Raw genomic sequence first — 14,427 nt, 5'->3', positions numbered from 1 at the left:
GCCCTTAACAGGGGGTGAACCCCGGCACCCTATCTCCGCGTCTCGCCCATCGCATACACCGAGGCCGCCAGCAATTCCCGGCTATATGGATGGTCCGGGGTCATGGCGCGCAGCCGGTCGCCCCCCATCACCTCGACGATCTCGCCCTGCCGCATGACCGCCAGCCGGTCGCAGAGATGCCCGATCACCGGCAGCTCGTGGGACACCAACTACACGCGCTTGTAGAAGCGCCGGTCGTGCTTGGCGCCGTGCAGACGCGCCCCCTCCACCTCGATCGTGCCCGACCAATGCGGCGCAAGCCCCGTGATCGCGCGCAGGATGGTGGACTTCCCCGAGCCGCTCTGACCCACATGGCCGAAGCTCTCGCCCTGCGCGACCTCGAAGCCGGCGCCGCGCACCGCGTCCACCCGGTCAAGCCCCTCGCCGAACCAGAGGCCCAGCCCCTCGATCCGGATCGCGATCATGACAACACCCCGGGCGCCTCGGCCCAGGCCGCGTCCCGGTCCAGCACGGCGAGGCGGTCGGTCGGCGCCTCGTGCAACTTGTTCCCTGCGCAGGTCTCGACCAGCCGCCCGGCATACATGATCAGCACCCGGTCGCAAGAAGCGGCCACCAGGTTCAGGTCGTGGCTGATGAAGATCAGCCCCATGCCCCGGTCGCGCAACAGACCCTCCATGATGGTCAGCACCTGCCGCCGCACCGACACCTCCGGCGCGCCGGTCGGCTCGTCCGCGTTCAGGATGTCGGGATCGGAGGTCAGCATCATCGCGATCATGATCCGCTGGCCCATGCCACCCGAGACCTCGTGCGGATAGGCGCGCCTCACCCGTTCCGGGTCGGTGATCGACACGGCGTCGCGCATGGCAAGCGCCTCGGCGCGGGCGGCCTTGCGGGAGCCCTTGGCATGCAGCCGGAACGCCTCGATCAGCTGGTCGCCCACCCCCATGGCCGGGTTCAAGCTGGATTTCGGATCCTACATCACCATCGAGATGCGCCTTTGGCGAGGCGGGAAGGGGGGCCAGCCCCCCGTCGGCCGGAGGCCGACTCCCCCCGAGGTATTTCCGGCAAGATGAGGAGACGGGCCCGCGCCCCGCGCCCTGGGTCTTTTCGGCTCTCGACCCGGTAGGCGCGGCCCTGACGGATTGGGCTTTGCCGTGACGCCACCCTTGGCGCTCGGGATCGGATCGTGTCACCCTATGGCGGGCCCGAGGGTCCGCCGCCTGAGGATGCTCATGCTCAATTACACGCTGCGCCGCCTGCTGATGGTGATCCCGACGCTGCTCATCCTCGTCGTCTTCGCCTTCTATCTGATGCGGCTCGCCCCGGGCGGGCCCTTCACCTCGGAGCGGCCCCTGCCCCCCGCCGTCATGGCCAACGTGCTGGAGCGCTATGGCATGGACGAGCCGCTGCATGTCCAGCTCTGGACCTATATCCGGAACATCCTGTGCTGTTTCGATTTCGGCCCCAGCTTCGCCCAGAAGGACCGGACGGTGAACGACGTCATCGCCCAGGGTTTTCCGGTAACGCTGACTTATGGGTTCTGGTCGGCGGTCTTCGTGCTGCTGCTCGGCATTCCGCTGGGGATCGTCGCGGCGCTGAAGCATAACGGGTTCTGGGACTACACGATGACGGGGCTGGCGATCTTTTCCCAGATCTTCCCGAACTTCGTGCTGGCCCCGATCCTGGTGCTGCTCTTCACCCTCAGTTGGGGCCTTTTGCCCGGCGGCGGCTGGAATGGGGGGCAGTGGCAATACGTGGTCATGCCCGCCATCGCGCTGGGGACCAGCTACATGGCCTCGGTCGCGCGCCTCACCCGGGGCTCAATGCTGGAAGTGCTGGGCTCGCCCTATATCCGCACCGCCCGCGCCAAGGGCCTGCCGGAGCGGACGGTGATCCTGCGTCACGCGCTGAAACCGGCTCTGCTGCCGACGCTCACCTATATGGGGCCTGTTTTCGTCTACATGATCACGGGCTCGGTCTTCGTCGACGTGTTCTTTTCGACGGGGGGGATCGGGCAGGACTTCATCGATGGGGCCTATAGCCGTGACTACTCGATCCTTTTGGGCCTCGCGATCCTTTATGCGGTGCTGACCTTCGCGCTGACGCTGATGGTGGATCTGCTCTATGCCTGGATCGATCCAAAGGTCAGGGCGGGGCTGTCGTGATCGGCGCCGCCAAGCGCCGCCTGACCTCCCCCGCCTTTGCCGAGGACGCGGCGGAAGAGATGGTCGCCTCCCGCTCCTTCTGGGCGGATGCGGGGCGGCGGTTCCTGCGCAACCGGATGGCGGTGGTCTCGGTGGGGATGCTGGGGCTGCTGATCCTGTTCGCGCTCTTCGGAAATTTGCTGGCCCGCTGGACCTATGAGGAGATCGACTGGAACCTCCTGGGCCGAATCAAGGAGGAGGGCGGGCCGTCGCTCTCGAATGGGCACTGGTTCGGCGTGGACGAGTTGGGCCGCGATCTTTACGCGCGCACGGTGCAGGGGACGCGGACCTCGCTGATGGTGGGCTTCGTCGCGGGGCCGGTCTCGGTGCTGCTGGGGGCGACGATCGGCGCGCTGGCGGGCTATTACGGGGGGCGCTTCGACCGCACCGTCCTGGGCGCCTACACGATCTGGCTGGCCATCCCCTACATCATCTTCTTCGTCGTCTGGCAGGCCTTCTTCGGCCGCTCCCTGGGGCAGATGATCCTGGTCATCATCCTGGTGAACTGGACGGCCGGATTGCTGATCGTGCGCGGCCAGGTGATGATGCTGAAGAACCGGGAGTTCGTGGACGCGGCACGGATGCTGGGCATGTCGGACCTCCAGATCCTGGCCCGGCATCTGGCGCCGAACATCCTGTGGGTGGTGGTGATCTATACCTCGCTCGTGATCCCCGAAGTCATCATGGCCGAGAGCCTCGTCAGCTTCCTCGGCGTCGGCATCCAGGAGCCGAACACCTCGCTCGGCGCGTTGATCTCGGCGGGGGCGGCGACGATGACCTTCGGGACGCTTTGGCAACTGGCCTTCCCGGCGGCGGTCTTCGTGATCGCACAGGTGTCGCTGTTCTATATCGGGGACGGACTGCGCGACGCGCTGGACCCGAAGGAGCGTTGAGGATGCGGTGGGTCTTGGGTCGATGTCGGAGCGAGGGGCCAGCCCCTCGCGCTCCCCGAGGTATTTTCGGCAAGATGAGAGCCAGGGGGGGCGTTAACCTTGACAGTGCGTTACCGGAATGCTGAGCGTCGAGACTCTCCGTATCCGTTTCCGCACCGGCGACGGGCTGGTTCATGCGGTCAACGACGTGTCGTTCCGGGTGGGCGCGGGCGAGAAGCTGGCCATCGTCGGCGAGAGCGGGTCGGGCAAGTCGCAGATGGCGCTGGCGGTCATGGGGTTGCTCGCCAAGAATGCCGAGGCGGAGGGGCGCGTCCTGTGGGAGGGGCGCGATCTGCTGACCCTGCCTCCGGCCGAGATGAACCGCATCCGGGCGCGCGAGATCGCCATCGTCTTTCAAGACCCGATGTCGTCGCTCAACCCCTATATGCGGATCGAGCGGCAGCTGACCGAGATCGTCGAGCAGCATGAGGGGCTGGGCCGCGCCGCTGCCCGCGCCCGCGCGCTGGAGGTGATGGACGCCGTGCGCATCCCCGAAGCGCGCGCCCGGCTGCGCGCCTATCCGCACGAATTGTCTGGGGGCATGCACCAGCGCATCGTCATCGCCATGGCGCTGATGTGCCGGCCGAAGCTGATCCTGGCGGACGAGCCGACGACGGCTCTGGACGTGACCGTTCAGGCGCAGATCATGCAGCTGCTCTCGGAGGTGCAGCGCGATCTGGGCACCTCGGTCGTGCTCATCACCCACGATCTGGGCGTCGTTGCGGGCTTTTGCGAGGAGGTGATCGTGCTCTATGGCGGGCGCATCATGGAGCAGGCGGCGACCCTGCCCCTCTTCGAGCGGCCGGCGCATCCCTATACGCGCGGCCTGCTGCGCGCGGTGCCCAATGTGGAGGATCCGGCGGACGAACTGATCGCGATCCCGGGCAGCCCGCCCTCGCAGCGCGCCTTCCCAACGCGCTGCCCCTTCGCGCCCCGCTGCGTCGACGCGATCGAGTCTTGCCGCCTGACCCTGCCGGAGCTGACGGGGGGCCGCGCCTGCCTCCGCCCCGTCGAGGAGCTGACGTGATGCTCACGGTCACGGACGCCCATGTCACCTTCGAGGTGGCGCAGACCAAGCGCTGGCCCTGGTCGCCGCCCGGCATCGTCCATGCGGTCAACGGGGTGTCGTTCACGCTGAAAGCGGGCCGGACCATCGGCATCGTGGGGGAGTCGGGCTGCGGCAAGTCCACGCTGATCCGCGCGGTGGCGGGGCTCGCGCCGCTGGCGCAGGGGCGCGTCACGCTGGACGGGCAGCGGGTCGATTATGGCAGCCGCGCCTCGATGCAGCGGCTCAGGTCGCGCGTCCAGATGATCTTCCAGGATCCGATCGCCTCGCTGAACCCGCGGATGACCATCCGGGAGATCGTCGCGGAGCCGCTCGGCTTCTTCCGCCCAGAGATGGACGCGGAGGCCCGCCGCGACGCCGCGCTCGCCATGCTCGACCGCGTCGGCATCCCCGCCACGCAGGCCAACCGCTTCCCGCACGAGTTCTCGGGCGGGCAGTGCCAGCGCATCGGCATCGCCCGCGCGCTGGTGGCGGAGCCGAAGGTGCTGCTCTGCGATGAGCCGGTCTCGGCACTCGACGTCTCGATCCAGGCGCAGGTGGTGAACCTGCTCAAGGCGCTCCAGCGGGAGATAGGGCTGGCGCTCGTCTTCGTGGCCCACGATCTGGGCGTGGTGCGGCATATCTCGGACGAGGTGCTGGTGATGTATATGGGCGCAACGATGGAGCGGGCGCCCGCCGGTGCCCTGGTCCGCGACCCGCAGCACCCCTATACGCGCGCGCTGCTCTCGGCGGTGCCGGTGCCGGACCCGAGGGTAAAGGTCGCGCCGCAGATGCTGGAGGGCGACCTGCCCTCGCCGCTCGACCTGCCCGAGGGCTGTCTGTTCCGCTCCCGCTGCTCGCGCGCGGTAGCCGAATGCGGAGCCGCGCGCCCGCCGATGGTGCCGACGTGCAGCGGCGAGGCGGCCTGCATCCGGCTGCCCGCCCCGGCCTGAGGCGCCAACCTCAGAACAGCAGGACATCGTCCAGACCGGGGCGCCCGTCGCCTTGCAAGACAGCGACGACCTCCCGCACCCCGTCCCCGTCGATATCGATCTTGACCTCTCCGCGCCCGGCGTCGAACCCAGCGCGCTCCGCCTCGCGCAGGTTCCGGAACGTGTTCCGGTCGAGCACGCGGGGATCGTCCTCCGCATCGCCCAGACCCAGGAGCCGGTCGTCGATCAAAAGCCGGTCCCCGGCCTCGAAATCGGCGATGACGGTGCGGCCGCTGTCGGCCGTGAGCACGAAATCGTCGCCGCCCCCGCGCCCGACCAGCGTGTCCTGACCCTCGGAGGCGACCAGCGTGTTGGCGAGCCGGTTGCCCTCCAGCCAATCGTCGCCGGCGCTGCCTTCGAGCCGGACGTTGCGCTCTCCTCCGACGATCTTGACGCGCTCGACATGCTCGGGCGCGGCGAGGTCGACGAAGGTGAAGACCTCGTCCCGGCCCTCGCCCGCCTCCTCGATCACGACGTCGCCCGGATCGTCCAGCAGATAGCGGTCGTCGCCCACGCCGCCGCGCAGCTCGTCTGCCCCGGTGCCGCCATCGAGATCGTCGTCGCCATAGGATCCGCGGACCGTGTCGTCTCCGCCGCCCCCGTCGATCGTGTCATCGGCGGTGGAGCCTTCGATCCGCCTGCCGCGCGGCCCGCCCTCGATGATGGCGGGGCGGTCCGTCTCGCCTCCGAAGCCCGGGAGGGCCCCGCGGCCGAGGATCGTGCCATCCTCAAAGATGGCGAGGTCGTCGGCCGTGCCCGAGATGACGAAGTCGGCCGGATCCGGGTCCGTCCACTCGAACTCCCGCGCGCCGATCGAGAGGCCGTTCCGATTGAAGACCTCGGCGACGGAGACGTAGTCCCTCACGAAATCGCCCTCGTCCCCTTCGAACAGCAGGTCGTAGGTCGCGGCGTAGCCACCGCCCTCGAGCCCGTCGAGATAGACCCGAGGCAGCGCCTGCTCCGGCAGGCGCGCGATCTGGGTCTCGACGGAGGAGAGATCCGGCGCGTGGATGTCCACCTGCATCCAAGGGCCCGACCCTTGACCGGCCTCCGTGACGACAAAGGCCGTCGCCACGCGCCCGTCGGTCAGGATCTCGACATCCGGCGCCCCGAGCGTCACGAGGCTGGAGGCCACCGGCACGATGTCGGCCCCCTCCCGCAGCGCGCCGGTCTCCGGGTCGATCAGGTTGAGGCGCCCGAGCGGGTCTCCGCTCGGCGGTGCGAGCGGGTCTTCGGTGACGGCACCGGTCAGCGCTATAGAGACCCTGCGGCCCCGAGATCGTGTCCAGGCGGTCCACGTCGGCGCCCAGCGCCGCGAACGGCACGCGCCAGGCCGCATCCAGCCGCGTCGTGGCCGCGTCCAGGTCGAAGGCGGCCAGCGTCTCTCCCTGGACGAAGAGAGTGCGGTTCTCCGAGACCGGGCCGAGAAGGGGGCCATCAAAGGTGGAGAACAGCTCGAATTGCTGCGGTGAGACCGTGGTCGTCGCGACGGTAAGGCCCTGGACGAGCGACACCTCCCGCAAATAACCCTCGAAGTCGGGCCAGATCTCGACCAGCACGACGGTCTCGCCGCGGTCGAGGTAGCCGAGCACGAACTCCGCTCGCTCGTCGGACTCGAAGACCGAGCTCAAGCCCTCCGATGCGTTTGGCGGCACGAGGATCTCGAAGGTTCCGACCCCTGGATATCCGACCTTCAGACCACCGGGACTTTCAGCGCTGGCTGGCATGGGCGTCTCCTTGGGGCCTTGGGATCAGCGGCGGTCCTCCGCCATCGGTCGGCCGCCGCCCCGGTCCCTCGGGGGACGTCGCGTCACGCGCGGGTCCCCCGCAGGGCTTCCGCGGAAAGCGGTCGGCCGATTCTGTATTTCAGAACAACAGGATGTCGTCCAAGCCCAGCCGCGCGCCGCCTTCCAGCGTAGCCACAAGCTCTCGGTCGCCATCGCCGTCGATGTCGAGGCGCAGCTCTCCGTTTCGGGCGTTGTAGCCGACCGAGCCGCTGTCGCGCAGGGTGCGGAAATCGTCGATCCCCAGCTCGCGGATGGCGATGCCACGCGCGCCCAGGCCCACCAGCTGGTCGTCGATGGCGAGCCGGTCCCTGCCCCGCTCCCAATCGGTTACCAAGACGTTCGGATCGGTCCCGCCCCGCGCGGTCAGCACGAAGCTGTCCGCCCCGCGGCCGCCCGTCATCACATCGGCGCCGCCCAAGCCCACCAGGATGTTGGCGCCGGCATTGCCGACCAGGGTCTCGTCCCGCTCCGACCCGTCGAGCCGGATGTTGCCGCGCCCGGTCGCCGTAAGCTGCTCGATCCCTTCGACGATCCCGAAATTCACACTGGTCCGGATCTCGTCCACGCCGCCCTCGTCGAAGATGGAATCGCGGGCGCTGTCGACGATGTAGATGTCGTCGCCGGTGCCGCCTTCCATCCGATCGCGGCCCGCGCCGCCATCGAGCGTGTCGTTGCCGTCCCCACCGCGCATGAAGTCATTGCCGCCGCGGCCCTCCAACAGGTCGTCTCCGGCTTCGCCGCGCAAGTCGTTGTAGGTTTCGGTGCCCCGCATCACGTCATTCTGCAAGGTTCCGCGCACGGCATCGACCTGGATCAGCGTGTCGACATTGCCGAACCCATCCCGCCCGGTTCCGGCGGCCAGGTCCACGACGACACCTGCGGTTCCCCCATCGCCGGCGTCGTCGAGATAATCCGCCGTCTCGAAACCGAGAAGCGTGCCGTCCGCCTCCTCCACGAGTTCGGCGCCCTGGATCGTATCGGCACCATCATAGCCGCGGAACCACATGATTTCCTGACTGTTCGAACCGATGAAGGTGTCGGCCAGGAAAGTCCCCTGCACCTGCTCGATCCCGCTGAAGCGATCTTGATCCCCGAAGGTGTCGATGGCGACCCCCGTGGCGAAGTTGACCGTCACCGCCTGCACATTGTCATTGTCGAAGCGTTCATCGCGATAGCTGAGCACGTCGAACCCGTTCTCGCCGCCAATGATCGTGTCGTTCCCCCCGTTTCCGGAAAAGGCCTCGAAACGGAAGGTGTCGTCCGCTTCGTCGACGCTGGTGATGCGGTCGTCGTCCTGGCTTCCGTTGAAGTAGTGAAAGAAGCTGAAGCTGTCGTTCACCTGCCCGTCGCCCGACCGGGCGGTGCCGGTCCCGTTCGCGCCGACCTCGATGATGAGGCCGCTGACGCCCCCGAGCGGCCGGTAGCTGAGATCATGGCCTTCGCCCGCGTCCCAGAGGGCCTGGCTGCCGAGCAGGGTATCCTGGCCCAAGCCGGGCTGGATGAAGCCGCCCCAGCCCTCGACCATGGCGGTGAGGTCGATCCGGTCGTTGCCATTCCCCGCATCGATATCGTCGTTGGTCGGCCCGGAGATCAGCGTGTCGTTGCCTTCGCCCCCGCGCAGGCGGTTCTCGCCGCCGCCGCCATCGATCAAGTCGTTGCCGTTGTCCCCGCGAAGATCGTCGTCGCCATCGCGGCCTTCGATCGTGTCATTGCCGTCGCGGCCCTCGATGTAGTTCTCTCCATCGTCGCCGCGCAACTCGTCGCCATCGTCATTGGAGCCCGCGATCCCATCGATGTTGTCGAGGCTGATCTGGAACGCCTGCCCTTCGTAGCGGGCCGTGGCGGTGCGATCGGCGAGGTCGATATCCACATCGGAGACGCGCCTGTCGTCCATGCGAAGCATGTCGAAGCCCGCCACCCCGTCGATCGTGTCGTTGCCGCCGCGCCAGATATACTGCTCGTCCTCGGTGGCGGAGCCGGTGATGCTGTCGTTCTCGTGGCCCGTCTGGATCTGCAAGCGCCGCTGCGGCGCCTCGATCAAGATGATGTCCTCGTCGCCATTAGGTGACGTCACCACGCCGGTGGCGAGATCGATGGTGACACCGGCATCGCCAGGGTTGCCATTGGCGCGGAACTCGAGACGAACGGTCCCCTCCCCCCCGGTGACCGTGATCCTGTCGTTTCCGCCCTCCGGATCAATATGGACGTAGCTGTTTCGATCCGCCGAGGTGACGGTGATGTCGTCGTCGAAATTGGACGTAGCGAAATAGATGCCGTTCTCGCGGATCTGGCGGCCCAGATCGACATAGGTATCGATATCCCCCGCGCCGTCCGTGACGCGGCCGAAATCTCCGGGTTCGTCGAGGACGACGGTCAGAGCGGTCGGGTGGTCGAAATAGCCGATATCGATGAAGGCATTCGATCCGGTGAGGTCGATGCGGTCCGAGCCGGTGCCGGGACGGATGCGCTGATTGCCGAACTCCTCCGTCGGTCCTGGCACCAGCGTGTCGTTGCCCGGACCGCCCTCCAACGTGTCGTTGCCATCCAGGCCGAACAACTCGTCATTGCCCGCGAACCCCTGGATCAGATCGTCCTGGGCCGTCCCGGTCAGCTGCGTCGCCCCGCGGTCGTCGGTCTCGGTTCCAAAAATATCGGCCATGGCCGCCCCTCCCCTCATAAAAGCAGAAACAGGCTAGTCGAGACGTTGATTCTGACAACCCGGCGTAAAGCCCGCGCCGCAACAACGGGCAGACGCCCAAAAAAGCAGCGCGGCTTCCGGGTCCGCGCGACCTGGCTCAGACGGCGAGGGCGTCGGGGCCGGGCATAGGTCGCAACGCCGGTCTCGGGCTTGCGGATCGCGAGCAGGGTGAAGGCCGAGAGACGGCCCTGGCTCACCGCGCGCGGGGCGATGCGGGGCGCGCTCCGAGATTCCCGCCGCTCGCGCAAATCCGGCGCTTGAAACCGGATGCGCGCGCCCCGGCGCAGCATCAGAACAGCAGCACGTCGTCGAGGCTCAGCCGAGCGCCACCCTCCAGCGTCGCGACCAGTTCACGGGTGCCATCGCCGTCGATGTCGAGCCGCAGCGCGCCGGTGCGGGCGTCGTAGCCCACGGCGCCGGTCTCCCGGATCTCGCGGAAGGTGCCGACCGTGAGACCCCGTATGTCGATGCCCGGCGCACCCAGCCCGAGCAGTTGGTCGTCGACCGCAAGCCGGTCGCCGCCTCGGCCCCAATCGGTGACGGAGACCTCCGGCGGCGTCCCGCCCCGCGCGGTCAGCACGAAGACATCCGCGCCGCCGCCGCCGGTCATCACATCAGCGCCGCCGAAGCCCACGAGGATGTTGGCGCCGCCATTGCCGAGCAGCGTCTCGCCCGCCGCCGAGCCCTCCAGCCGGAGATTGCCGCGGCCTAGGGCGGTGATCTGTTCCACGCCCGGCGCGATGGCGAAGGACACGGAGGTGCGGATCTCGTCCCGGCCGGTTCCGCCCGCCAGTTCGACCACGATATCGCCGGTGTCGACGACATAGACGTCGCCGCCATCGCCGCCCTCCAACCGGTCGCGGCCCGCGCCGCCGACCAGCGTGTCGGCCCCGGCATCGCCGCGCAGCGTGTCATTCCCGCCGCGCCCCTCCAGCCGGTCATCGCCGCCGCGTCCGCGCAGGTCGTTCGCTGTGCCGCTGCCGCGCAGCACGTCCTGGAGCTCGGTGCCGATCGCCCCGTCCACGTTCCGCAGGATATCGACGGTCCCGAACCCGTCGCGGCCCGTGCCCACGGCCAGATCGACCACCGCTCCGGCCGTGCCGCCGTCTCGGGCGTCGTCGGAATAATCCGCGATCTCGAAACCGAGGCGCGTGCCGTCGGCCAGTCCCCTCAGTTCGGCGCCGTCGAGCGTGTCGGCCCCGCGATAGCCGCGGAACGACAAGAAGTCCTGGGAGGGCGAACCGCGCAGCACATCGTCCAGCCCGGTGGCCCAGATCGCCTCGATCCCCTCGATGACATCCCGGTCACCGTAGGTGTCCCGGGCGGTGCCGCGCGCGAGGTCGACGGAGATGGCGCGGACGGCGCCGTTCTCGAAGCGCTCCCCGCGATAGTCGATCACGTCGAAGCCGCCCGTTCCGCCCAGGATCGTGTCGTCCCCGGCCCCGCCGCGAAAGCCTTCGAACCGGCCGCTCCCCGACGGATCGTCCAATCCCATCAGAAGATCATCGCCCGCCCCGGTGGAGAAGAAATCGAAGAAGCTGAACCGGTCGAAGATCGTCCCATCCGCCGAGACGGCGGTCCCGCTGCCCTCGGCCCCGATCTCGACGGTCAGGCCGGCGCCGGGGCGGCCGACATCGTCATAGCTCAGGCCATGGCCGTCGCCTTGCGCCCAAAGGGCCCGGCTGCCCTCGATCGTGTCGGTGCCCAGCCCCGGCGAGATGAAGCCGCCAAAGCCGGAGGTCATCCCCGTCAGGTCGATCAGGTCATCCCCGGCTCCGCCCCCGATATCGTCGGCCCCGGTCCCCGAGATCAGCGTATCGTCCCCATCACCGCCACGCAGCACGTTGGCCGTGCCGCCACCGGCAAGGATGCGGTCGTCCCCCGCGTCTCCGCGCAGGAGGTCGTTGCCCTCACCCCCCTCGATCGTGTCATCGCCGTCGCCGCCTTCGATGAGGTTGGCACCGCCATCGCCGCGCAGCAAGTCCGCAGCGGACCCGCCGAGCACTTGGTCCACGTCGCTCAGCGTCAGGGTATGGGACCGCCCCTCCCACCTGGCCGTCGCCCGGCCCTGAGCCAGATCGACCGTCACGCCGGACACCCCGTCCTCGGTCAGATTGAGGATGGTGATCGCCCTGCCCGCGCCGTCGATGCTGTCGTCGCCGCCGCGCCAGACCCACTCCTCCAGGCGGCCATTGCCGCCGATGAAGCGGTCGTCGCTGTCGCCGCTCTGGATCTGCAGGCGGCGCGGGTCGCCGAGATAGAGGATGCGGTCGTCGCCCTGGCTGCCGGCGTCGATCCGCCCGGTGACCAAATCGACCGTCACCCCGTCCGGACCGTCGGTGGCGAAGCCCAGCCGCACCGTCCCCTCGCCCCCGCGCAGCGTGATCGTGTCGTCGCCACCCTGGGGATCGACATGCAGATAGGCGCCCGCCGAGACCGCCGCGATATCGTAACGATCCGCCCCCTCGCCGCCGCCGAAGAAAGCGCCCAATTCGCGCGCGACGCGACCGAACTGGGTGAAGGTATCGACAGCGCCATCCTGCTCCACGACGCGCGCGGTGCCGGTGCCCTCGTTAAGCGTCACGTTCAGCGGCGCGGCGTCGAAATAACCCAACTCCAGGAAGGCGCTGAGCCCGGCCAGATCGATCCGGTCCGAGCCCCGTCCGGGATCGACCCGCTCCGGCCCGGCGCCGCTGGGGCCGGGCACCAGCGTGTCATCGCCGCCCCCGCCGCTCAATGTGTCGCTTCCATCGCGGCCGAAAATCTCATCGTCGCCCGCGCGGCCCCGGATGAAGTCGTCCTCCGCGGTGCCGTTCAGGCGTGTCGGACCCCGGTCGTCCTCCGGCGTCCCCACGATCTCGGCCATCGGTCTCTCCAAGATGCGATCCGTCGCGGGAGACCCTATGAGAAACGCGGGTCCCCGCAAGCCGAGAAACGATCAGCGGGCCGCGCGCAGGGCCTCGGTCAAGACGGCGCGGTCGCCGATCTGGTTCGCCAGGATCAGGATCAGCCGCGCATTGAGCGCGTCGCTCTCGGATTTGGTCAGACCCTCATGGGCGGCCAACAGCTCCTGATAGAAGCCGTCCGGGTCGGGAAGGTTCGGGTCGAGGATCAGAGGCATGGCCGCTCTCCCAGTGCCTGCGCCAGGGCCCGATCCACGGCCCTCGCGTCGAAATCCGGCCAGCGCGCCGCGATATGCAGGTCCGGGCGGATCAGATAGACGGCGCTCGGGCTGTCGCCCAGATAGCGGGCGGCAAGCTCCGCTGTGGGCGCGGGCAGGTGCAGCCGGTCCACGGCGATGTCGCCGCGCGCAGCCGGCGGCGGCGCATCGCCCCCGATGGCGAGCAGGGTGAACCCGCGCGGCAGACGCTCCAGCAGGAACCCCTCCCCCACAGGCGCATCGACGCATGCGGCGCCGGGCCGTGTCTCTGGCGGGCCGCCCAGCGCATCCTCCCCGGCCTGGCGATAGGTGCAGGGGGTCGAGAGGCGGCCGGAATTGACCATGGGCCGGGCAAAGGCGTGCCGCCCGGCGAGATCCAACACGGCATCGCGGAACATGCGGCTGATCTCGGTCTTGGGCGTCATGAAATCCGTGGCGCGCGACGAGTTCAGGATGTTCTCGTCCGCCGCTTCCTCCCGCTCGGAGGCGTAGCTGTCGATCAGCGCGTCGGACGCGTGGCCGCGCAGCACGAGGTCCAGCTTCCAGGCGAGGTTGTCGGCATCCTGCACGCCCGAATTCGCCCCCCGCGCGCCGAAGGGCGAGACCTGATGCGCGCTGTCGCCGGCGAACAGGACGCGGCCATGGCGAAACCGCTCCATCCGGCGGCATTGGAAGGTGTAGATCGAGGTCCAGACCAGCTCATAATCCGGGACCGTGCCGGTCTGCGAGGACAGCATTGCATCGACGCGGGCGCGGATGCGGTCGGGCTCCAACTCGCGGGAGCGCTCGATTTCCCAACCCAGTTGGAAGTCGATCCGCCAGATGTCGTCGGGCTGCTTGTGCAAAAGCGCCGAATCCCCGGCCCCGTCGAAGGGCGGCTGGAACCAGAACCAGCGCTCGGTCGGGAAATCGGCGGTCATGCGCACATCGGCGATCAGGAAGTTATCCTCGAAGACGCGCCCCTCGAAGCCCAGCCCCAGCATGGTGCGGGTCGGCGACCGCGCGCCGTCGCAGGCGACCAGCCAGTCGGCTTCCAGCGCGTAGGGCCCGTCCGGCGTGTCGATCTCGACCCGCACGCCATCGGCGCCGGGATCGACGGCCGTCACGCGGTTGCGGCCTCGGATCTCGATGGGCGCGCCCTCGGCCTGGGCGCGCTGGATCGCTTCGAAGAGGTCGCGCTCGAAATAGGGCTGCTGGAGATTGATGAAGGCCGGGTTCCGGTGGCCCGGATCGGGCTGGAGGTCGAACTCGAAGACCTGGGCGTCGCGATGGAAGACGCGTCCCACCTGCCAGACGACCCCTTTCTCGACCATCGGCGCCCCGGCCCCGAGCCGCGTCGCGATGTCGAGCGTGCGCTTGGAGAAGCAGATCGCCTTCGACCCCATCCCCGCCCCCTCGCTGTCGTCCAGCACCAGCGCGGGCGTGCCGCGCAGGCTCAGGTCCAGCGCCAACGCCAGGCCCACCGGGCCTGCCCCGACGATGACGACGGGGTGGCGCGCGGTGGTGTCCTGGTCCGGCACGTGCCCATAGGGCCAGAGGCGGAACTCCAGATCATAGCGATCGTCAAGCATGGTCTCCCCCGTAAATGCGCAGCCATCGGACCCCCGAT

At 68.6% G+C, this 14,427-nt stretch carries 11 protein-coding genes and 1 pseudogene; 4 read left to right on the top strand and 8 right to left on the bottom strand.

The features are described 5' to 3' along the window. Nucleotides 1–29 precede the first annotated feature (29 nt). From DTQ71_RS24750 to DTQ71_RS01150, 3 genes and pseudogenes are all read right to left on the bottom strand, one after another. Nucleotides 30–206: a hypothetical protein gene (locus tag DTQ71_RS24750; RefSeq protein ID WP_342768091.1), complete on the bottom strand. Its 177-nt coding sequence runs from the start codon at nt 204–206 to the stop codon at nt 30–32. A 3-nt stretch (nt 207–209) separates the two neighbouring features. Continuing rightward, the gene (locus tag DTQ71_RS24745; RefSeq protein ID WP_342768090.1) at nt 210–464 is read right to left on the bottom strand and encodes an ATP-binding cassette domain-containing protein; all 255 of its coding nucleotides are present in this window, start codon (nt 462–464) and stop codon (nt 210–212) included. Next, a pseudogene (locus DTQ71_RS01150) lies at nt 461–1,003 on the bottom strand (ATP-binding cassette domain-containing protein); the annotation flags it as partial. The gene DTQ71_RS24745 and the pseudogene DTQ71_RS01150, both read right to left, overlap by 4 nt. Before the next feature lie 229 nt (nt 1,004–1,232). Here DTQ71_RS01150 and DTQ71_RS01145 point away from each other — a divergent pair. The 4 genes from DTQ71_RS01145 (at nt 1,233) to DTQ71_RS01130 (ending at nt 5,134) form a co-directional block, all read left to right on the top strand. Continuing rightward, nucleotides 1,233–2,165, top strand: a complete 933-nt coding sequence (locus tag DTQ71_RS01145) for an ABC transporter permease subunit (RefSeq protein WP_109563101.1) — start codon at nt 1,233–1,235, stop codon at nt 2,163–2,165. Further along, nucleotides 2,162–3,097: an ABC transporter permease gene (locus DTQ71_RS01140; RefSeq protein ID WP_211317095.1), complete on the top strand. Its 936-nt coding sequence runs from the start codon at nt 2,162–2,164 to the stop codon at nt 3,095–3,097. Before DTQ71_RS01145 ends, DTQ71_RS01140 begins: the two co-directional genes overlap by 4 nt. A 118-nt stretch (nt 3,098–3,215) precedes the next feature. Beyond that, nucleotides 3,216–4,163: an ABC transporter ATP-binding protein gene (locus DTQ71_RS01135; protein ID WP_109562456.1), complete on the top strand. Its 948-nt coding sequence runs from the start codon at nt 3,216–3,218 to the stop codon at nt 4,161–4,163. Then, on the top strand, nt 4,163–5,134 hold the full coding sequence (locus DTQ71_RS01130; RefSeq protein ID WP_109562455.1) for an oligopeptide/dipeptide ABC transporter ATP-binding protein: 972 nt from the start codon (nt 4,163–4,165) through the stop codon (nt 5,132–5,134). Before DTQ71_RS01135 ends, DTQ71_RS01130 begins: the two co-directional genes overlap by 1 nt. Before the next feature lie 10 nt (nt 5,135–5,144). Here the strand turns inward: DTQ71_RS01130 and DTQ71_RS01125 are convergent, their stop codons facing one another. The 5 genes from DTQ71_RS01125 to DTQ71_RS01100 form a co-directional block, all read right to left on the bottom strand. Further along, nucleotides 5,145–6,512 (bottom strand): calcium-binding protein, encoded by a 1,368-nt coding sequence (locus tag DTQ71_RS01125; RefSeq protein WP_146204785.1) that lies wholly within the window; start codon nt 6,510–6,512, stop codon nt 5,145–5,147. 527 nt (nt 6,513–7,039) lie between these two features. Beyond that, nucleotides 7,040–9,619 (bottom strand): calcium-binding protein, encoded by a 2,580-nt coding sequence (locus tag DTQ71_RS01115; RefSeq protein ID WP_281271207.1) that lies wholly within the window; start codon nt 9,617–9,619, stop codon nt 7,040–7,042. Nucleotides 9,620–9,947: 328 nt separating this feature from the next. Continuing rightward, the gene (locus tag DTQ71_RS01110; protein WP_109562451.1) at nt 9,948–12,524 is read right to left on the bottom strand and encodes a calcium-binding protein; all 2,577 of its coding nucleotides are present in this window, start codon (nt 12,522–12,524) and stop codon (nt 9,948–9,950) included. 72 nt (nt 12,525–12,596) lie between these two features. Further along, nucleotides 12,597–12,779, bottom strand: coding sequence for a DUF2783 domain-containing protein (locus DTQ71_RS01105; RefSeq protein ID WP_109562450.1), 183 nt, complete (start codon nt 12,777–12,779; stop codon nt 12,597–12,599). Next, nucleotides 12,770–14,389 (bottom strand): FAD-dependent oxidoreductase, encoded by a 1,620-nt coding sequence (locus DTQ71_RS01100; protein ID WP_109562449.1) that lies wholly within the window; start codon nt 14,387–14,389, stop codon nt 12,770–12,772. Before DTQ71_RS01100 ends, DTQ71_RS01105 begins: the two co-directional genes overlap by 10 nt. Nucleotides 14,390–14,427: the final 38 nt, after the last annotated feature.

The organism is Jannaschia seohaensis (assembly GCF_900116765.1).
Lineage (GTDB): Bacteria > Pseudomonadota > Alphaproteobacteria > Rhodobacterales > Rhodobacteraceae > Jannaschia > Jannaschia seohaensis.
This window is presented reverse-complemented; position numbering and strand designations above follow the sequence as displayed.

Coding starts and splice junctions, on each gene's coding strand:
- DTQ71_RS24745 (WP_342768090.1), bottom strand. CDS start 464: ATGATCGCGATCCGGATCGAGGGGCTGGGCCTCTGGTTCGGCGAGGGG.
- DTQ71_RS01145 (WP_109563101.1), top strand. CDS start 1,233: ATGCTCAATTACACGCTGCGCCGCCTGCTGATGGTGATCCCGACGCTG.
- DTQ71_RS01135 (WP_109562456.1), top strand. CDS start 3,216: ATGCTGAGCGTCGAGACTCTCCGTATCCGTTTCCGCACCGGCGACGGG.
- DTQ71_RS01130 (WP_109562455.1), top strand. CDS start 4,163: ATGCTCACGGTCACGGACGCCCATGTCACCTTCGAGGTGGCGCAGACC.
- DTQ71_RS01125 (WP_146204785.1), bottom strand. CDS start 6,512: ATGCGGCCTGGCGCGTGCCGTTCGCGGCGCTGGGCGCCGACGTGGACC.
- DTQ71_RS01115 (WP_281271207.1), bottom strand. CDS start 9,619: ATGGCCGATATTTTTGGAACCGAGACCGACGACCGCGGGGCGACGCAG.
- DTQ71_RS01110 (WP_109562451.1), bottom strand. CDS start 12,524: ATGGCCGAGATCGTGGGGACGCCGGAGGACGACCGGGGTCCGACACGC.
- DTQ71_RS01105 (WP_109562450.1), bottom strand. CDS start 12,779: ATGCCTCTGATCCTCGACCCGAACCTTCCCGACCCGGACGGCTTCTAT.
- DTQ71_RS01100 (WP_109562449.1), bottom strand. CDS start 14,389: ATGCTTGACGATCGCTATGATCTGGAGTTCCGCCTCTGGCCCTATGGG.